The organism is Enterobacter sp. QK-SA4 (assembly GCF_056856775.1).
In genome coordinates this window covers 2,861,844-2,879,945 of sequence record NZ_JBXFXH010000007.1, presented here as the reverse complement: position 1 = coordinate 2,879,945, position 18,102 = coordinate 2,861,844, and the positions used below count along the sequence as shown (strand labels likewise).

Below are 18,102 nucleotides of genomic sequence, written 5' to 3'. Positions count from 1 at the left end.
AACGAAGGCAGATATCGCAAAAGGGGTCGCCATCATGAACGATCACATGTTTGTGGAAACGCTGATTATCTCCTCATCGTTTTTCGCTATTGCCGTTATTCTCATCGCCTCCGTGCTGTTTCTGGAAAGAAAAGGCTGACAGGTCGTCAGCCATCACGGTTACGCTTTGTGGAAGGTCACCAGCTCAGGACGGGCGATGCGCAGGTAATCCTGGGTATCCATAATCACGGATTTCTCCAGCAGGCCGGCGTTAAAGGCGATTTCATCAAAACGCTCGAACAGCAGCGGGTCGGCAACCAGCGCCAAATCAGGATGGAAGCTAAAGGGCGGGATCGCGCCGAAAACGCAGGCGGTCAGGGTATCGACCTCAGCCGGGCTGGCGAGGGAGGCCTTCAGCCCGCCAAAATGGCGGGCAAGCTGGCTCAGGTCGGCCTGCAGATCGGCGGCGAGGATAGCCAGAACGTGTTTTTTTACGCCGTTTCCCTTCACCTTGCAGACGAGGGCCTTTGCGCCTTGTCGCAGATCGGTCCCGCGAATTTCACTTACCGCTTCACATTTCCCGACCGCCTCGTGCTCCATGACGCGAAACCGCGCGCCCTGCTCGGTGAGTAAGGTAATCAGCTGCTGGTGGGTTCCTGCCCCAATAACGTCGTCAGTCATAACGATTTCCCGGTGATAATCCTGTATGCAGGGTTCTACATTAGCACGGGATGGGCGGGGTCGAAAGAAAACAGCCAGCGCGTTCGCTGGCTGTTGGGTTATGCGTTGCTGGTAGCAGATTGCTTGTGGAACAGCTCCCTGAACACCGGATAAATATCATCCTGGTCACGGATATGCTGCATGGCAAAATTATCGAACATTGCTTGCAGATGTTCATACTCCCGCCACAGGGTCTGGTGCGCGCGACGGGTAATTTCGATATAGCTGTAGTAACGCACCACCGGCAGAATTTTCTTCGCCAGAATCTCGTGACACAGCGGTGAGTCATCGGCCCAGTTGTCGCCATCGGACGCCTGCGCGGCATAAATGTTCCACTGCGCCGGGTCGTAACGCTCTTTGACCACTTCATCCATCAGCTTCAGAGCGCTTGATACGATGGTCCCGCCGGTCTCCTGCGAGTAGAAAAACTCATGTTCATCTACTTCTTTCGCCTGAGTATGGTGACGAATATAAACCACCTCCACGTTCTTATAGGTTCTGCTCAGGAACAGATAGAGCAGAATATAAAAACGCTTCGCCATATCCTTCGTGGCCTGGTCCATCGAGCCGGACACGTCCATCAGGCAGAACATTACCGCCTGGCTGGAGGGCTCGGGGCGTTTTTCGTAATTCTTGTAGCGCAGGTCGAAGGTGTCGATAAACGGTACCCGTTCGATCTTCGCTCTTAGTTCCGCAATCTCTTTACGCAGACGCTCCTCTTCCAGCAGTTGCGCCGGTTCCGTGTTCTCCACGACCTTCAGGCTGCTCTCCAGCTCGCGCAGCTCGCGCCGTTTGCCCGCCGTCATGGCCGTTCGTCGCGCCAGCGAATTCTGCAACGAACGCACAACGCTGATATTGGCGGGCACGCCGTTGGCGGTATAGCCCGCACGATGGGTTTTATATTCATTAAGCTGACGATGCTGATTCTTTTTTAGATTCGGCAGCGCCAGGTCTTCAAACAGCAGGTCGAGATATTCGTCTTTCGAAATCTGGAAGACAAATTCGTCCTGACCTTCACCGTCCTGGCTGGCCTGTCCCTGACCGCTTCCTGAACCACCGCCGCCGCCCTGAGGACGCTCAATTCTGTCGTTCTGAACGAAGTGGTCATTACCTGGGTGTACGCGATGGCGCAGGCCGCCTCGCCCCTGATGAAACATCGGTTCGCTGATGTCATCGGTGGGGATGGAGACAGACTCGCCGCTGTCGACGTCGGTCACCGAGCGTTTATTGATGGCCTCGGAGATAGACTGTTTAATTTGCGCTTTATAACGACGCAAGAAGCGCTGGCGGTTCACCGTGCTCTTGTTTTTGCCGTTAAGACGCCGGTCAATAAACCAGGTCATATACCCCCCGTACTGCATTTGCCAACTTGCATTTTGTAGGCCCGGTCAGCGCTAACCGCCACCGGGCACTTGTTTTTTAAGACGATTTACGCACGCGCAGATACCATTCGCAGAGCAGGCGGACCTGCTTGCGGGTGTAGCCTTTTTCCATCATACGGTCGACAAAGTCGTCGTGCTTTTTCTGCTCATCGGTTGAGGTTTTGGCGTTAAACGAGATCACCGGCAGCAGCTCTTCGGTATTGGAGAACATTTTCTTCTCAATGACCGTGCGCAGCTTCTCGTAGCTGGTCCAGTTCGGATTGCGCCCGTTGTTATGCGCTCTGGCGCGCAGGACGAAGTTCACAATCTCGTTACGGAAGTCTTTCGGGTTGCTGATCCCGGCAGGCTTCTCGATTTTTTCCAGCTCCGCGTTCAGGGATTCACGGTCAAACAACTGGCCGGTATCCGGGTCGCGGTACTCCTGATCCTGGATCCAGAAGTCAGCATAGGTGACGTAACGGTCGAAAATGTTCTGCCCGTATTCTGAATAGGATTCCAGGTAGGCCGTCTGGATCTCTTTGCCAATGAACTCGGCGTATTTCGGGATCAGGTAACCTTTGAGGAACTCAAGGTAGCGTTCAGCCTGCTCCTGCGGGAACTGCTCGCGTTCGATTTGCTGCTCCAGCACGTAGAACAGATGAACCGGGTTGGCCGCCACTTCCGCATGGTCGAAGTTAAAGACGCGGGAGAGGATCTTAAACGCGAAACGCGTGGACAGACCGTTCATCCCCTCGTCGACGCCAGCGTAATCGCGGTACTCCTGATACGACTTCGCTTTCGGGTCGGTATCTTTCAGGCTTTCACCGTCATAGACGCGCATTTTCGAATAGATGCTGGAGTTTTCCGGCTCTTTCAGACGCGAAAGGATGGAGAAGCGCGACAGCGTTTCCAGCGTTCCCGGTGCGCAAGGAGCGTGCACCAGCTCGCTGTGGTTAAGCAGTTTCTCGTAAATTTTGATCTCTTCGGAGATCCGCAGGCAATAAGGCACCTTGACGATGTACACGCGGTCAAGGAAGGCCTCATTGTTTTTGTTATTACGGAAGGTCACCCATTCAGATTCGTTCGAGTGGGCGAGAATAATCCCGTTAAACGGCAGGGCGGAGATACCTTCCGTCCCGTTGTAGTTGCCTTCCTGGGTAGCCGTCAGCAGGGGATGCAGCACTTTAATCGGTGCTTTAAACATCTCGACGAATTCCATAATCCCCTGGTTCGCACGGCACAGCGCGCCTGAGTAACCGTAGGCGTCCGGATCGTTTTGCGCGAAGTTTTCCAGCTTACGGATATCGACTTTACCTACCAGAGCCGAGATATCCTGGTTGTTCTCATCACCCGGTTCTGTTTTGGCGATGGCGATCTGCTCAAGGATAGACGGCCAGACCTTCACCACGCGGAATTTGGTGATGTCGCCACCAAACTCATGCAGGCGTTTTGCCGCCCACGGCGACATGATGGTCCCGAGATAGCGACGCGGGATGCCATACTCTTTATCCAGAATCTGCGCGTCTTCCTGCGGGTTGAACAGGCACAGCGGATGGTCGTTCACCGGGCTGCGTTCACCGTTGGCGCTCAGCACATAGATAGGGACGCGCTGCATCAGCGACTTCAGGCGTTCAGCCAGCGAGGATTTACCGCCACCCACCGGGCCGAGTAAATAGAGGATCTGTTTCTTCTCTTCCAGACCCTGAGCGGCATGCTTCAGATAGGAGACAATCTGTTCGATGGCATCTTCCATACCATAGAACTCTTCAAACGCCGGGTATCGGGCGACCACCCGATTCGAAAAGAGACGGGAAAGCCGAGGCTCCAGGGCAGTGTCAACCATGTTTGGCTCACCAATAGCCATCAATAGCCGTTCTGCCGCATTGGCATAGGCACTGCGATCTTGCCGACAGATGGTAAGAAACTCCTGCAGTGTGAACTCTTCGTCCTTGGCAGCTTCATAGCGCTGGCGATAGTGATCGAATATATTCATGGCATGCCGTCCTTTCGTTTTTTAGCACAGGATAAGAGCCGTTCGTATGAGTAGTGGAGGCTCCCGGAAGAGAATCTCTCGCACCTCACTGCCAGAGCAGCAACCTGTGTGCCAGGTCAGACGCTAAGAACCGCAGGGTGTTCAGGAAAACTCTTCTTAAATTAAAGCGTAGATGGCATTTGCAAAACTTGCATGCCCAGAAAATCTACTTTCAATGACATATCAATAACTCATCCAAAAATTTCCACTGTCGTTATAAGACAAATGCACGTTTTTCATTCAGTGGTCATATAAATGAAAGCGGGTTGTCATCTGAAAAGTTAAAAATAACGGGTTAATCAGACTGATTAGCAGGCAAAAAATTTTGGGATGTACGGGAATGGCGGTTACACTTCATCCGCTGATTATTTGACTACAGGAAAGAATGGATTGTGACCAAACTCAAACTTCTGGCATTAGGCATCTTTGCCGCGACCGCAGTGAACACCGCACAGGCGGAAAGTCAGTGGACGGTTGGCGCGGGTGTTGGCGTCATTAACAGCCCGTATAAACAGTATGACCGTGATGTTTATCCTGTTCCCGTTATCACCTATGAAGGCGACAACGTCTGGTTCCGCGGGCTCGGCGGCGGCTACTATCTCTGGAACGATAAGGCCGATAAGCTCTCCATCATGGCCTACTACGACCCAACGCACTTCAAGCCGGGTGACAGCGACAGCCATGCGCTTCGCCAGCTCGACAAGCGTAAAAGCACCATGATGGCCGGGCTCTCTTATGTACATAACACCGAGTATGGCTTCCTGCGTACGGCCCTGGCGGGTGATACGCTGGATAACAGCAACGGCTTTATCTGGGATCTGGCGTGGTTGTACCGCTACACCAACGGCGGGCTCACCCTGACGCCGGGTATCGGTGTGCAGTACAACAGCGAGAACTACAACGACTACTATTACGGCGTCTCTAAAAACGAGTCACGCCGAAGTGGTCTGAAAAGCTACAGTGCAGATGACGGCTGGGATCCTTACCTGGAGCTGACCGCGAGCTACAACTTCCTTGGCGACTGGAGCGTGTACGGTACCGGCCGCTATGAGCGTCTGAGCGACGAAGTGAAGGATAGCCCGATGGTCGATAAGTCCTGGGCAGGCATCTTCTCTGTGGGTGTGAGCTACAAGTTCTGATTGCGCACTAATATCGTGCAATTGATGCATTAAAACGGGGCGCTTGCGCCCCGTTTGCTTTAGCGTGGTGCAGAGAATTTATCGCTTAACAATGCGAATCGTCTGCCCTAAACGAGACGGTTTTTCTTCACTCGCTTTCTGCGGGTTGGTCACGCGAGCCGTTTCCACGCAGACAAACGTTTTATACCCATCATCCGTCATGTCGGCCATGCTGACGGACAGCGCCGGACCCGGGTTCCAGCCCACCACGTCGCTGTGATGATGATGGACCACTTCAATGCCGCGGTTCAGGGCGCCGTCGTGGATCACGCTGCACGCTTCCGGGTGCAGGTAAACGCGGTCGGTACGGTCAGGGAATGCCTGAACGCCGTCGCTCAGTTTGCCTTCTTTCGCGTTATCGACTTTATCAATATAGGTATCACCCAGGCCGCTCACCTTCACGACGCTGATATCACCCACGTTGAAATAGGTGTGCAGGGCAGAGGTGGTTTCGAACTCGCCGTGAGCTTCCAGTTCGATTTCACAGGTTTTACCCAGTTTGAAGCGGGCATACAGGGTGAAATCGTGCGGCCAGAGGGCGCGGGTTTCATCATTAGCCTGCAGCTCAAAGGTCAGCGCTGCGCCGTTGTCATCTTCGTTATGCGCTTTCAGCGTCCACTGCTGGTTGCGGGCAAAACCGTGAGACGGCAAACCCGGCTGTGCGGACGGGCCGAACCACGGCCAGCAGATCGGCACGCCGCCGCGAATAGCCGCCCCTTTTTTGAAGGAGGTCGCATCGCTCAGCCACAAACCTTCGGCTTCACCTTCCGGTTTCCAGGAGAGCAGGTGCGCGCCGTTCAGCGCCACGGAAGCTTTAACGCGTGGGTGGTCAACGACGATAACGTCGGCACCGTCAATCAGACGGCGGGAGAGCACAGGGGTAAGTTGTTCGACTACCGGAAGTGCAAAAATTTTATTAATCATTAAGCAATCCTCTGTCTTATAAATAAAAAAAGGCGACCGAAGTCGCCTTTTTGGATCAAGCACTCATCTCAACTTATTTAGAGATGTGAGCGATCAGGTCCAGTACTTTGTTAGAGTAGCCAGTTTCGTTGTCGTACCAGGAAACCAGTTTAACGAAGTTGTCGTTCAGTGCGATACCTGCTTTAGCATCGAACACGGAAGTGCAGATTTCGCCGTTGAAGTCGGTAGAAACAACGTCGTCTTCGGTGTAGCCCAGAACGCCTTTCATTGCGCCTTCGGAAGCAGCTTTGATTGCTTTCTTAATTTCTTCATAAGAAGCAGCTTTTTCCAGACGAACGGTCAGGTCAACAACGGATACGTTAGGAGTTGGAACGCGGAACGCCATACCAGTCAGTTTGCCATTCAGTTCTGGCAGTACTTTACCTACAGCTTTAGCAGCACCGGTAGAGGATGGGATGATGTTCTGAGCCGCGCCACGGCCGCCGCGCCAGTCTTTGTGAGACGGGCCATCAACGGTTTTCTGAGTAGCGGTGGTTGCGTGAACGGTAGTCATCAGACCTTCGATGATGCCGAAGTTGTCGTTGATAACTTTAGCCAGCGGTGCCAGGCAGTTGGTGGTGCAGGATGCGTTAGACACGATATCCTGGCCAGCGTAAGTTTCGAAGTTTGCACCACGAACGAACATTGGGGTGTTGTCTTTGGAAGGACCAGTCAGAACAACTTTCTTCGCACCCGCAGTGATGTGTTTACGTGCAGTTTCGTCGGTCAGGAAGATACCGGTTGCTTCAGCAACAACGTCAACACCGATTTCGTTCCATTTCAGGTTAGCTGGGTCTTTTTCAGCAGTAACGCGGATGGTTTTGCCATTAACAACCAGGTGGCCGTCTTTCACTTCAACGGTGCCGTCGAAACGACCGTGAGTTGAGTCGTACTTCAGCATGTACGCCATGTATTCAGCGTCCAGGAGATCGTTGATACCAACGATTTCGATGTCAGAACGTTTCTGAGCAGCACGGAAAACAATACGGCCGATACGGCCAAAACCGTTGATACCTACTTTGATAGTCATATATTCCACCAGCTATTTGTTAGTGAATAAAAGGTTGCCTGTAAAATTACAAAAACCTTACGCAGCGTCAAGCGGAATCGTGTCAATCATTGCGACAAATCAATCCTGTGACTAACGTTTGTGCGACTGACTCGCCTCACTTTCCCTTTGAGCTTGCACCCATATGGGGGCTGAGCCGGGATTTTAAAGTCCTCGCAGGATAAAAATGTGAACATGATCACAATTGCCTGACCGCTTATTCGCGACACATAAGTTTAGATCAAAAGTGCACGCAAGGGTGTTAATGTTTTGTTAGAATCCGGGTTGAAAGATGTCTGTTTCTACAGCGAGATGTAAGCATATGTCGAACCAACGTAACCCTGACGATTTGAAAAAAAACCTCACAGAAATGCAGTTTTATGTGACGCAGAATCACGGAACGGAACCGCCGTTCACCGGGCGTTTACTGCACAACAAGCGAGACGGCGTCTACCACTGTCTGGTCTGTGATGCCCCGTTGTTCAATTCACAAACGAAATTTGATTCTGGCTGCGGCTGGCCGAGTTTTTACGAGCCGGTGAGCGATGAGGCCATCCGCTACCTGACCGACTCGTCGCACGGCATGGTGCGCACGGAAATTCGCTGCGGCAACTGCGATGCGCACCTTGGGCACGTCTTCCCGGATGGCCCACAGCCTACGGGCGAGCGTTTCTGCGTAAACTCGGCCTCAATGAGCTTCACCGATGATGAGAACGGTGACCAGATTAAGGGTTGAAAAAACGATTCAGCAAATTATTCCTTTGAAAGGGCGCGAGTGTGAATATTGATGACATGATTAGCGGCATGACGCCGGAAATTTATCAGCGTCTGGTGACCGCCGTAGAACTGGGAAAATGGCCCGACGGCGTCGCGCTGACGCCGGAGCAAAAAGAGAACAGTTTACAGCTGGTGATGCTGTGGCAGGCGCGCAATAACACCGACGCGCAGCACATGACGATCGACACCAAAGGCCAGATGGTGATGAAGAGCAAGCGCGAGCTGAAAGAAGACTTCGGCATCACGCCGAAGCCGATTGCGACGATGAAAATGCAATAACGGTGCGGGTTGATACCCTCTCCCACAGGGAGAGGGCGTAAAAGACTACGCCTGCGTTTCCAGCCAGTCTTCGAGCGTATACAGCGTTGCGCCTTCCGCAGCCATATCCATAAACGCCTGAGCGCTGTCCTGCGGATGAATGTTTACCCCGCGGCAGCCGTCGGTGATGACGCTGATGGTATAACCTAACTGGAGCGCGTCCAGCACGGTAAACTTCACGCAGTAATCCGTCGCCAGGCCCAGCACGATCAGCTCCGTGATTTCGTGATGACGTAACCACGCGTCCAGCGCCGTTTTCTGGCGATGCCCGTTATCAAAAAACGCGCTATAGCTGTCGATAGCCGGGTTTTCACCTTTATGGAACACCGCATCGACGGCTTTCTGATTCAGGAGCGGATGCAGCTCCGCGCCTTCCGTCTGCTGTACGCAGTGATCCGGCCAGAAGGTTTGCGCCAGCCCGTCGAGTTCACCCTGAGTGAAAGGCTCGACGTTGTGCTGGCTGGCAAAGCTGCCGTGGTTCGCCGGATGCCAGTCCTGGCTTGCGACAACCGCTTCACCGCGGGCTTTGCACCAGTCAATCAGCGTGTTTGCCACGTCAACGGTGCTGTCACCTTCGGCGACGGCCAGCGCACCACCCGCGCAGAAATCATTTTGCAAATCGACCAGTAGCAGGGCGCGTTGCTTCATGAGCACTCCTTATTCGTCCGGGGTCAGCTCGCCGCGCAGGTTTTGCATCATCGCGCTGCGAATGGACTGAATGTCCAGATCCTGACTCAGTAAATAGTGAAGTTTAGTCAGCGTTGCCTCAACGGTCATATCGAAGCCGCTGATGACTCCCGCATGCGCCAGCGCGTTGCCGGTGGCATAGCCGCCCATATTGACCTTTCCGGACATGCACTGGGTCAGGTTCACGACCACAATTCCGCGCTCGCTGGCTTCCTGGAGCTCTTTCAGGAATTCGCCGTTCTGCGGGGCATTACCTACGCCATAGGAGCGCAGAATCAGCGCTTTCACCGGCTGGCGAAGGAAGTTACGCACCACGTCGGCAGAGATACCCGGGTAGATAGTGACCACGCCAATCGGTTGCGGAGTGATCGGATGCACGATCAGCTCGCCGGCGGTGTTCGGCGCAGGCGGCGTGCCCAGACGACGGATATGAATTCCGGCCTCCAGCAGCGGCTGCAGGTTAGGGGAGGCGAAGGCGTCAAAACCGTCAGCATGGGCTTTGGTGGTGCGGTTGCCGCGATACAGACGGTTATTAAAGAATAGCGACACTTCGTTGATCGGGTAATTCGCCGCCACGTACAGAGAGTTCAGCAGGTTGATCTGCCCGTCCGAGCGCAGCTCCGCCAGGGGGATTTGCGACCCGGTGACGATAACCGGCTTGCTCAGGTTCTCCAGCATGAAGGAGAGCGCCGAGGCGGTAAACGCCATGGTGTCGGTGCCGTGCAGGATCACGAAGCCGTCGTACTGGTCGTAATGGGCTTTAATGTCATCCGCGATGTGCTGCCAGTCTTCCGGCGTCATGTCGGAGGAGTCCATCAGCGGCTCGTATTCGTGGATGGTGAAGTCAGGCATTTCCGGACGGTGGAATTCCGGCATCAGCGCAAGCTGACGCTGAAGGTGGCCGGAGACAGGGATATAGCCGTTTTCAGAGCGCTGCATACCGATGGTACCGCCAGTGTAGGCTACATAAATCGATTTCTTCTGCATGGTAGTGAGTTCTTGTTCTTCAAAAGAAAAAAATCCCCTCTTCGCGGGAAGAGGGGACGGTTTTTAACGGACGTTAGCGCAGGTCAGGCAAAACGCGTAACGACTCTGTGGATCGTTAAAGGCCGCGAGCTTATCGCTTTCCGCCTTCATCGCTTTCGCCGCTGTGGCGACTGGCGCAGGCAGGTAAGCCTGCATCGCCTCCGGCAGCATGGCGCGTACCGAGCCGGACATGCTGTCCATGACCATATCGAAGAACGAAGGCTCGTCCTGGTAATACTCGATATGCCATTGCTTGAGCTTCGCCAGCTCGGCGGCTTTTTTCACCGCGTCATCGAAGTCGCCCAGGCTGTCCACCAGACCGTTGCTCTTCGCATCCTGGCCGGTCCAGACGTGTCCCTGTGCGATCTGGTCGATCTGCTCAGGCGTCTTTTTACGCGAGTCCGCCACCAGGGTGATAAAGCGCTTATAGCCGTTCTCAATGCTGAGCTGCATCATCTCAGAGACTTCTGGCGGCAGGGATTTGGTCACCGACACATCCGCCAGCGGAGAGGTGGCCACGCCATCGGTATGCACGCCCAGAGAATCCAGGCTGTTTTCCACGGTGTTGATCACCCCGAAGATGCCAATCGAACCGGTCAGCGTGCTTGGGTTGGCCACGATGTAGTTGGCTGGCGTTGAGATCCAGTAACCCCCGGAGGCGGCCATTCCGCCCATGGATACGACGACCGGCTTGCCGGCGGCACGCGCCGCAGCCAGTTCAGCGCGGATCACCTCGGAGGCGCTGACGCTGCCGCCAGGGCTGTTCACCCGCAGGACGATCGCTTTCACTTTTGGATCCAGACGAGCATCGCGGATTTGTGACGCGGTAGTATCGCCGCCCACGTTCCCCGGAGTCTCCTGGCCGTCCATGATGGCGCCGTTGGCAAACACCACCGCGACGCTGTTACCGCTGTCATCAGGCTTTTTCGCCGAGTAATCATACATGCTGATGGCGCTGTAATTTTTATCCTCTTTGCTCCAGCCAAACTGCTTGCTCAGGGATTTTTCAATCTCGGCGCTGGTGCCCAGGGCATCAACCAGTTTGTTATCCAGCGCATATTTTGCGGTATCACCGTCAACCTTACGCAGGCCATCCAGCACGCCCTGTGCGCCCGGGAACGCCTGCTCAGGCGTAATCTGGCGGTTGGCGGCAACGGTGCCGAGATAGTTCTGCCACAGCTCGCCAATCCAGCGGCTGTCCGCTTCACGGGCGGCTGGAGACATGTCGTCGCGGATAAACGGCTCGACGGCTGATTTATACGTGCCGACGCGGAAGACGTGGGTGGTAACCTTAAGCTTGTCGAGCAGGGATTTATAGTACAGGCCGTTGGTGGCAAACCCGTGCAGATCCACCGTACCCTGCGGGGAGAGCCAGATTTTATTGGCGAAGCTCGCCAGATAATATTGCCCCTGGCCGTAGCTGTCGCCCACGGCAATCACCGGCTTGCCGCTGTCGCGGAATTCGCGCAGCGCTTTACCGATGTACTGCATTGAAGGCTGATCGCCGCCGGCAAAATCTTTCAGATCCAGCACGATCCCAGTGATGTTCCGGTCGTCTTTGGCCTGGCGGATGGTATCGACGATATCGAACAGGGAGTTTTCCTGCAGACGGTCTGACGTCGCGCCAAACAGCTGGCGGCTGATTGCCCCCAGACGGTTGCTGGCGGACGGTTTATCAACGATAACGCCGGTGATATCGAGTAACAGGGCCCCGCGAGTCGAATGCTGCGCCTGATTCGCGTTGCTGATATGCATCCAGATGCCCGCGCAAACCAGAACCAGCAGGATGAAGAAGATGTTCATCACCAGGTTGCGGACGAAGTTGAGCAGTCTCCACGTCCATTTAAAGAAACCGGCAATGATTCGCCAAAGGGTTCGCATGTATTCTCCCTAACCAGAAAATGACTGTTTCCGTCGCCACTGGACGGTAATGTTGGGTTATCGTAATGACCCAACCGCCACTTGTCAGCAGGAATCGCCTGCCAGGCTGTAACAAAATCTGCGGTCGTGTTAATTTTGTGAGTAAATTTCAAGAAAGGAGTTAACCAATGGACGCACTCGAACTGCTTGTTAACCGCCGTAGCGCTTCCCGTCTGGCCGAACCTGCCCCGGCAGGCGAGCAGCTGGAGAATATTCTGCGTGCCGGCATGCGTGCCCCCGATCACGGCACGCTGCAGCCGTGGCACTTCTTTGTGATTGAAGGCGAAGGCCGCGATCGTTTCAGCCAACTGCTGGAGCAGGGCGCGATTGCCGCCGGGCAGGATGAGAAAGGTATCGACAAGGCGCGCAATGCCCCGTTCCGCGCCCCGATGATTATCGCCGTCGTGGCGAAATGCCAGGCTGACCATAAGGTGCCGGTCTGGGAACAAGAAATGTCCGCAGGCTGTGCGGTGATGGCGATGCAAATGGCCGCCGTCGCGCAGGGCTTTAACGGCATCTGGCGTACCGGTGCGCTGACCGAAAGCCCGGCGGTCCGTGACGGTTTTGGCTGCGGTGAGCATGACAAAATTGTCGGTTTCCTCTATCTCGGCACCCCGCAGCTTAAAGCCTCCAGCACCATCAGCATTCCGGACACCACGCCTTTCGTCAGCCATTTCTGATAACGCACCTAAACTGTCTGGATTCTGAGCATCTGCCGCAGAATTCAGACAGTCATACTTACCTCTTGATGGAATGAGCGCTACCATAGCGCGATTGAGATGACAGGAGACGTCCATGAGCGAGCAAACCATTCGTTTAACGCAGTACAGCCACGGAGCCGGTTGCGGTTGTAAAATTTCCCCGAAAGTGCTGGAGACCATCCTGCACAGCGAACAGGCGAAGTTTGTCGACCCGAACCTGCTTGTCGGCAATGAAACGCGTGACGATGCTGCAGTTTATGACTTAGGTAACGGCACCAGCATTATCAGTACTACCGACTTCTTTATGCCGATTGTCGACAACCCGTTCGACTTCGGGCGCATTGCGGCCACCAACGCCATCAGCGATATCTTCGCGATGGGCGGTAAGCCGATCATGGCGATTGCCATTCTGGGCTGGCCGATCAACACCCTCCCGCCGGAAGTGGCCCGTGAAGTGATTGATGGCGGTCGTTTTGCCTGCCAGCAGGCGGGGATTGCCCTGGCCGGCGGTCACTCTATTGATGCGCCCGAACCGATCTTCGGCCTGGCCGTCACCGGCGTAGTGCTGACCGAACGCGTAAAGCGCAACAGCACCGCGCAGGCGGGCTGTAAATTGTTCCTTACCAAGCCGCTGGGTATTGGCGTGCTGACCACCGCCGAGAAAAAATCCCTGCTGAAACCGGAGCACAAAGGTCTGGCAACCGAAGTCATGTGCCAGATGAACCTCGCCGGTGCGGCGTTTGCCAATATCGACGGCGTGAAGGCGATGACCGACGTCACCGGTTTTGGCCTGCTGGGACACCTCTCCGAAGTGTGTCAGGGCGCGGGCGTGCAGGCGCAGGTCTGGTATCAGGACGTGCCGAAGCTGCCGGGCGTGGAGGAGTATATTGCTCAGGGCGCGGTCCCGGGCGGTACCCAGCGCAACTTCGCCAGCTACGGTCACCTGATGGGCGAAATGCCCGAGGAGTGGCGCAACCTGCTGTGCGATCCGCAAACTTCCGGCGGCCTGCTTCTGGCGGTCACTCCGGAATCCGAAGCCGAGGTTCAGGCCACTGCCGCCGAGTTCGGCATCACCCTGACGGCCATCGGCGAGCTGGTGACCGCGCGCGGCGGTCGTCCGATGATTGAGATCCGTTAATTCGATGCGGTTGTTTATTGCCGAAAAGCCGAGCCTGGCCCGTGCCATTGCCGATGTGCTGCCTAAGCCGCATCGCAAAGGTGACGGCTTTATCGAATGCGGTAACGGGCAGGTGGTCACCTGGTGTATCGGTCACCTGCTTGAGCAGGCGCAGCCGGATGTCTATGACAGCCGCTACGCCCGCTGGAATTTAAACGATCTGCCCATCGTGCCGGAAAAATGGCGCCTGCAGCCCCGACCTTCGGTCACCAAACAGCTCAACGTGATCAAGCGCTTCCTGCATGAAGCCGATGAAATCGTGCACGCGGGTGACCCGGACAGGGAAGGACAGCTGCTGGTGGATGAGGTGCTGGACTATCTTGAACTGGCGCCGGAAAAGCGTCAGCAGGTGCAGCGCTGCCTGATCAACGACCTCAACCCGCAGGCGGTGGAGCGTGCGATCTCGCGCCTGCGCGCCAACAGCGAGTTTATTCCGCTGTGCGTCTCGGCGCTCGCCCGCGCGCGCGCCGACTGGCTGTACGGCATCAACATGACCCGCGCCTACACCATACTTGGGCGCAACGCGGGCTATCAGGGCGTGCTCTCCGTGGGGCGCGTGCAGACGCCGGTGCTGGGGCTGGTCGTGCGTCGTGATGAAGAGATTGAGAACTTCGTCGCCAAAGATTTCTTTGAAGTGAAAGCGCATATCGTCACGCCTAAAGACGAACGCTTTACCGCCGCCTGGCAGCCGAGCGATGCCTGCGAGTCATATCAGGATGAAGAGGGGCGTTTGCTGCACCGTCCGCTGGCGGATCATGTGGTTAACCGCATTACCGGCCAGCCGGCTATTGTTACCAGCTATAACGATAAACGGGAATCAGAACCCGCGCCGCTGCCGTTCTCGCTGTCGGCCCTGCAGATTGAGGCCGCGAAGCGCTTTGGCCTCAGCGCGCAGAACGTGCTGGATATCTGCCAGAAGCTCTATGAAACCCATAAGCTCATCACCTACCCGCGTTCGGACAGCCGCTATCTGCCGGAAGAGCACTTTGCCGGTCGCCACTCGGTGATGAACGCCATTAGCGCGCACGCGCCGGATCTGCTCCCGCAGCCGGCGGTAAACCCGGACACCCATAACCGCTGCTGGGACGACAAAAAGGTCGATGCCCACCACGCGATTATCCCGACGGCCCGCGCCAGCAGCGTCAACCTGACCGAGAACGAAGCGAAGGTCTATAACCTGATCGCCCGTCAGTATCTGATGCAGTTCTGCCCGGACGCGGTATTCCGCAAGTGCGTGATTGAGCTTGAGATTGCCAAAGGCAAGTTTATCGCCAAAGCGCGTTTCCTCGCGGAAGCCGGCTGGCGCACGCTGCTCGGCAACAAAGAGCGTGACGAAGAGAACGACGGCACGCCGCTGCCGGTGGTCGCCAAAGATGACGAACTGCTGTGCGAGAAGGGCGAAGTGGTTGAACGTCAGACCCAGCCTCCGCGCCATTTCACCGATGCAACGCTGCTGTCGGCGATGACCGGGATCGCCCGGTTCGTTCAGGATAAAGATCTGAAGAAGATCCTGCGCGCCACCGACGGTCTGGGAACGGAAGCGACGCGAGCGGGGATCATCGAGCTGCTCTTTAAGCGCGGCTTCCTGGAGAAAAAGGGACGCTATATCCACTCAACGGAGCCGGGCCGGGCGCTAATCCACTCTCTGCCGGAGCTGGCCGCCAGGCCGGACATGACCGCACACTGGGAATCTGTGCTGACGCAGATCAGCGAGAAGCAGTGCCGCTATCAGGACTTTATGCAGCCGCTGGTCGGGACGCTTTATCAGCTGATCGATCAGGCGCGCAGCACGCCGGTGAAAACGTTCAGAGGGATGGTTGCGCCCGGTGGCGGCGCGAAGAAACCGTTCAAGAAGAAAAAGAGCGCGGCCTGACACAAGTTTTTCTCCCTCTCCCAGTGGGAGAGGGCCGGGGTGAGGGCACCCGGCCGCACGCGATAAACCTTAAATCACGCCCTGACCAATCATCGCATCCGCCACCTTCACGAACCCGGCGATATTCGCCCCGCGCACGTAGTTGGTTTGCGACGCCTCGCCGCCGTACTCCACGCAGGCATGGTGAATATCCAGCATGATGTGGTGCAGGCGCGCATCCACTTTCTCCGCCTTCCAGCCGAGACGCGCGGCGTTTTGCGCCATCTCGAGGCCGGAGGTCGCCACGCCGCCCGCGTTAGCGGCCTTGCCCGGCGCAAACAGCACGCCCGCCTCAAGGAACAGATCTGTCGCATCGATGGTGGTAGGCATATTCGCCCCTTCGGCCACCGCTTTTACGCCGTTGCTAATCAGGGTACGCGCGGCGTCTGCATCCAGCTCGTTCTGCGTGGCGCACGGCAGGGCGATATCCACCGGCACGCCCCACGGCTGTTTCCCTTCCAGGTAGGTCAGGCCAAGCTCCCGGGCATAATCCGCCACGCGGCCGTCGCGGCTGGCTTTGATTTCACACAGGCGCGCCAGCTTCTCTGCCGTGAAGCCGGCTTCATCCACCACCGTGCCGCTGGAGTCAGAGGCGGTGACCACGCGGGCGCCAAGCTGCATTGCTTTCTCAATCGCGTACTGCGCCACGTTACCGGAGCCGGAGACCGCCACGCGCATACCTTCGAAGCCCAAACCGTGACGCTTGAGCATGGCTTCGGTGAAGTAAACCAGGCCGTATCCTGTCGCTTCCGGGCGGATCAGGCTCCCGCCAAACGACAGCCCCTTGCCGGTAAAGACGCAGGCGCTGTTGTTGGAGAGCTTTTTCATCATCCCGGCCATAAAGCCCACTTCACGTCCGCCCACGCCGATATCACCGGCAGGAACGTCGGTATCCGGGCCGAGGTGACGGTAGAGTTCGGTCATCAGCGCCTGGCAGAAGCGCATCACTTCGCCTTCGCTTTTGCCTTTCGGGTCGAAATCGCTGCCGCCTTTCCCGCCGCCCATCGGTAGCGTGGTGAGGGCGTTTTTAAAGGTCTGCTCGAAGCCGAGGAATTTCAGAATCGACAGGTTCACGGACGGATGAAAACGCATGCCGCCCTTAAACGGGCCAATGGCCGAGTTAAACTGAACGCGCCACGCGCGGTTAACCTGTACCTGGTTGCGATCGTCAACCCACGTCACGCGGAACTGGATCACGCGCTCTGGCTCGATCAGGCGTTCAAGCAGAGACATCTGGCGATAACGCGGGTTTTGTTCAAGGAAGGGCCACAGGGTGGTCATAACTTCACGCACGGCCTGAGCGAACTCGCTTTGGTGCGGGTCGCGCTGCTGAACATGGGCAAGGAAACTTTCCAGAGAGCGTGTCTGATCCATAGATATAAGAACCTCTTATCGTATTTTATGTTTATTACTTATGCGATTTGTGTTGTTTTTTTGACTATACCACCCGTACCGCTTTGTGAGGCAAGCAGAAATTTATAACGAAAGGGAAATTAATGAGAGGGCGGGCGTCATAACGAAAAGCGATGAAGAGATAAATTAAAGGTTCCGCTCTGGTTTACCGTTATAGTCAATATCAGGACACAACAGGAAGACAAGTCGATGAACCGTTATGTGATGACCGCGTTATGTTTGATGTTTACCGCTGGCGCTCAGGCTGACCGCATTCGTCCGGATGTGGAAGTGAATGTGCCGCCGGAAGTGTTTAGCTCCAGCGGCCAGAATCAAACGGTGCAGCCCTGCAATCAGTGCTGTATCTATCAGAATCAGAACTACTCGGAAGGGGCCGTTGTGAAAGCGGACGGCATTCTGCTGCAGTGCCAGCGCGACGAGCGCGCCATCAGCACGAACCCGCTGGTCTGGCGTCGCGTAAAACAATAAACGCTTCCAGCAGCGGAATATCCGCGGGGGCTAAGGGGTAGCCAAACGCCTCTTCCGGCTTACACCACGCCAGCGCGCTGTGGTAGTGCGCCGTGATATCGCCGCGGAAAGCAGGAACGTGCCAGGCATGCAGGTTAATCAACCGCTGGGAGACTTCCCGCTGGTGGCTTGCCACGTATTGTCCCGGCAGGGCGTCAATGCCCAACTCTTCACGCAGCTCGCGGATAAGCGCTTCTGGCTGGGTTTCTCCGGCCTCGACTTTACCGCCTGCAAATTCCCACATTCCCGGCTGGTCGGCGTGGGCAGGGCGCTGCGCCAGTAAAATGTTGCCGTCTTTTTCGATGATGGCAGCAACGACATCGAGTGTTTTCAGCATGGTCGTCAATAATTAATAGCGAAAAAAGACATATTATCGTGCCCTT

Annotated in this window: 18 protein-coding genes; 8 read left to right on the top strand and 10 right to left on the bottom strand. The window is 56.0% G+C overall.

Going from position 1 to position 18,102, the window contains the following annotated elements; translation table 11 throughout:
• The first annotated feature begins 34 nt into the window (after nt 1–34).
• The gene (gene yoaI, locus AC1VYI_RS15410; protein WP_088544756.1) at nt 35–139 is read left to right on the top strand and encodes a small membrane protein YoaI; all 105 of its coding nucleotides are present in this window, start codon (nt 35–37) and stop codon (nt 137–139) included.
• 20 nt (nt 140–159) lie between these two features.
• On the opposite strand, the gene AC1VYI_RS15405 is transcribed toward yoaI, so the two are convergent.
• From AC1VYI_RS15405 to yeaG, 3 genes are all read right to left on the bottom strand, one after another.
• Nucleotides 160–660 carry a YbaK/prolyl-tRNA synthetase associated domain-containing protein gene (locus tag AC1VYI_RS15405; RefSeq protein ID WP_134866516.1) on the bottom strand — a complete coding sequence of 167 codons (501 nt, stop codon included), beginning with the start codon at nt 658–660 and terminating at the stop codon, nt 160–162.
• Between the two features lie 98 nt (nt 661–758).
• A complete protein-coding gene (locus tag AC1VYI_RS15400) occupies nt 759–2,042 on the bottom strand; it encodes a YeaH/YhbH family protein (protein WP_032651499.1) in 1,284 nt (427 codons plus the stop codon).
• 76 nt (nt 2,043–2,118) lie between these two features.
• Entirely contained in the window at nt 2,119–4,053 is a 1,935-nt protein-coding gene (gene yeaG / locus AC1VYI_RS15395; RefSeq protein WP_008500713.1) for a protein kinase YeaG, read from the bottom strand.
• A gap of 431 nt (nt 4,054–4,484) precedes the next feature.
• Between yeaG and AC1VYI_RS15390 the strand changes: the two genes are divergently transcribed.
• Nucleotides 4,485–5,231, top strand: coding sequence for a MipA/OmpV family protein (locus tag AC1VYI_RS15390; protein WP_023311255.1), 747 nt, complete (start codon nt 4,485–4,487; stop codon nt 5,229–5,231).
• Nucleotides 5,232–5,309: 78 nt separating this feature from the next.
• Here AC1VYI_RS15390 and AC1VYI_RS15385 read toward each other — a convergent pair whose 3' ends face one another.
• Nucleotides 5,310–6,194 carry a D-hexose-6-phosphate mutarotase gene (locus AC1VYI_RS15385; protein ID WP_045353654.1) on the bottom strand — a complete coding sequence of 295 codons (885 nt, stop codon included), beginning with the start codon at nt 6,192–6,194 and terminating at the stop codon, nt 5,310–5,312.
• A gap of 73 nt (nt 6,195–6,267) precedes the next feature.
• Entirely contained in the window at nt 6,268–7,263 is a 996-nt protein-coding gene (gene gapA / locus AC1VYI_RS15380) for a glyceraldehyde-3-phosphate dehydrogenase (RefSeq protein WP_023311257.1), read from the bottom strand.
• Nucleotides 7,264–7,603: 340 nt separating this feature from the next.
• Here gapA and msrB point away from each other — a divergent pair, with 340 nt between their 5' ends.
• Both msrB and AC1VYI_RS15370 read left to right on the top strand, forming a co-directional pair.
• Nucleotides 7,604–8,017, top strand: a complete 414-nt coding sequence (gene msrB, locus AC1VYI_RS15375) for a peptide-methionine (R)-S-oxide reductase MsrB (protein ID WP_008500710.1) — start codon at nt 7,604–7,606, stop codon at nt 8,015–8,017.
• A 56-nt stretch (nt 8,018–8,073) separates the two neighbouring features.
• Nucleotides 8,074–8,337, top strand: a complete 264-nt coding sequence (locus AC1VYI_RS15370) for a YeaC family protein (protein WP_196238666.1) — start codon at nt 8,074–8,076, stop codon at nt 8,335–8,337.
• Nucleotides 8,338–8,382: 45 nt separating this feature from the next.
• Here the strand turns inward: AC1VYI_RS15370 and pncA are convergent, their stop codons facing one another.
• From pncA to sppA, 3 genes are all read right to left on the bottom strand, one after another.
• Entirely contained in the window at nt 8,383–9,024 is a 642-nt protein-coding gene (pncA, locus tag AC1VYI_RS15365) for a bifunctional nicotinamidase/pyrazinamidase (protein WP_134866515.1), read from the bottom strand.
• Between the two features lie 9 nt (nt 9,025–9,033).
• The gene (gene ansA / locus AC1VYI_RS15360) at nt 9,034–10,050 is read right to left on the bottom strand and encodes an asparaginase (RefSeq protein WP_008500705.1); all 1,017 of its coding nucleotides are present in this window, start codon (nt 10,048–10,050) and stop codon (nt 9,034–9,036) included.
• Nucleotides 10,051–10,113: 63 nt separating this feature from the next.
• On the bottom strand, nt 10,114–11,970 hold the full coding sequence (sppA, locus tag AC1VYI_RS15355) for a signal peptide peptidase SppA (RefSeq protein ID WP_134866514.1): 1,857 nt from the start codon (nt 11,968–11,970) through the stop codon (nt 10,114–10,116).
• 167 nt (nt 11,971–12,137) lie between these two features.
• On the opposite strand from sppA, the gene AC1VYI_RS15350 reads away from it, so the two are divergent.
• From AC1VYI_RS15350 to AC1VYI_RS15340, 3 genes are all read left to right on the top strand, one after another.
• Complete coding sequence (locus AC1VYI_RS15350; protein ID WP_045401546.1) at nt 12,138–12,689, top strand: NAD(P)H nitroreductase; 552 nt, start codon at nt 12,138–12,140, stop codon at nt 12,687–12,689.
• A 115-nt stretch (nt 12,690–12,804) separates the two neighbouring features.
• Nucleotides 12,805–13,848, top strand: a complete 1,044-nt coding sequence (selD, locus tag AC1VYI_RS15345) for a selenide, water dikinase SelD (RefSeq protein ID WP_134866512.1) — start codon at nt 12,805–12,807, stop codon at nt 13,846–13,848.
• 4 nt (nt 13,849–13,852) lie between these two features.
• Nucleotides 13,853–15,760: a DNA topoisomerase III gene (locus tag AC1VYI_RS15340; RefSeq protein ID WP_134866511.1), complete on the top strand. Its 1,908-nt coding sequence runs from the start codon at nt 13,853–13,855 to the stop codon at nt 15,758–15,760.
• Nucleotides 15,761–15,829: 69 nt separating this feature from the next.
• On the opposite strand, the gene gdhA is transcribed toward AC1VYI_RS15340, so the two are convergent.
• The gene (gdhA, locus tag AC1VYI_RS15335) at nt 15,830–17,173 is read right to left on the bottom strand and encodes an NADP-specific glutamate dehydrogenase (protein ID WP_134866509.1); all 1,344 of its coding nucleotides are present in this window, start codon (nt 17,171–17,173) and stop codon (nt 15,830–15,832) included.
• Nucleotides 17,174–17,401: 228 nt separating this feature from the next.
• On the opposite strand from gdhA, the gene AC1VYI_RS15330 reads away from it, so the two are divergent.
• The gene (locus tag AC1VYI_RS15330) at nt 17,402–17,680 is read left to right on the top strand and encodes a DUF1496 domain-containing protein (protein ID WP_047651934.1); all 279 of its coding nucleotides are present in this window, start codon (nt 17,402–17,404) and stop codon (nt 17,678–17,680) included.
• Here AC1VYI_RS15330 and AC1VYI_RS15325 read toward each other — a convergent pair.
• On the bottom strand, nt 17,640–18,056 hold the full coding sequence (locus AC1VYI_RS15325) for a pyrimidine (deoxy)nucleoside triphosphate diphosphatase (protein WP_134866508.1): 417 nt from the start codon (nt 18,054–18,056) through the stop codon (nt 17,640–17,642). The genes AC1VYI_RS15330 and AC1VYI_RS15325 overlap by 41 nt on opposite strands.
• Between the last annotated feature and the right edge of the window lie 46 nt (nt 18,057–18,102).

Coding starts and splice junctions, on each gene's coding strand:
- gdhA (WP_134866509.1), bottom strand. CDS start 17,173: ATGGATCAGACACGCTCTCTGGAAAGTTTCCTTGCCCATGTTCAGCAG.
- AC1VYI_RS15350 (WP_045401546.1), top strand. CDS start 12,138: ATGGACGCACTCGAACTGCTTGTTAACCGCCGTAGCGCTTCCCGTCTG.
- ansA (WP_008500705.1), bottom strand. CDS start 10,050: ATGCAGAAGAAATCGATTTATGTAGCCTACACTGGCGGTACCATCGGT.
- pncA (WP_134866515.1), bottom strand. CDS start 9,024: ATGAAGCAACGCGCCCTGCTACTGGTCGATTTGCAAAATGATTTCTGC.
- AC1VYI_RS15340 (WP_134866511.1), top strand. CDS start 13,853: ATGCGGTTGTTTATTGCCGAAAAGCCGAGCCTGGCCCGTGCCATTGCC.
- msrB (WP_008500710.1), top strand. CDS start 7,604: ATGTCGAACCAACGTAACCCTGACGATTTGAAAAAAAACCTCACAGAA.
- yoaI (WP_088544756.1), top strand. CDS start 35: ATGAACGATCACATGTTTGTGGAAACGCTGATTATCTCCTCATCGTTT.
- AC1VYI_RS15405 (WP_134866516.1), bottom strand. CDS start 660: ATGACTGACGACGTTATTGGGGCAGGAACCCACCAGCAGCTGATTACC.
- sppA (WP_134866514.1), bottom strand. CDS start 11,970: ATGCGAACCCTTTGGCGAATCATTGCCGGTTTCTTTAAATGGACGTGG.
- AC1VYI_RS15385 (WP_045353654.1), bottom strand. CDS start 6,194: ATGATTAATAAAATTTTTGCACTTCCGGTAGTCGAACAACTTACCCCT.
- gapA (WP_023311257.1), bottom strand. CDS start 7,263: ATGACTATCAAAGTAGGTATCAACGGTTTTGGCCGTATCGGCCGTATT.
- AC1VYI_RS15400 (WP_032651499.1), bottom strand. CDS start 2,042: ATGACCTGGTTTATTGACCGGCGTCTTAACGGCAAAAACAAGAGCACG.
- AC1VYI_RS15330 (WP_047651934.1), top strand. CDS start 17,402: ATGAACCGTTATGTGATGACCGCGTTATGTTTGATGTTTACCGCTGGC.
- selD (WP_134866512.1), top strand. CDS start 12,805: ATGAGCGAGCAAACCATTCGTTTAACGCAGTACAGCCACGGAGCCGGT.
- AC1VYI_RS15325 (WP_134866508.1), bottom strand. CDS start 18,056: ATGCTGAAAACACTCGATGTCGTTGCTGCCATCATCGAAAAAGACGGC.
- yeaG (WP_008500713.1), bottom strand. CDS start 4,053: ATGAATATATTCGATCACTATCGCCAGCGCTATGAAGCTGCCAAGGAC.
- AC1VYI_RS15370 (WP_196238666.1), top strand. CDS start 8,074: ATGATTAGCGGCATGACGCCGGAAATTTATCAGCGTCTGGTGACCGCC.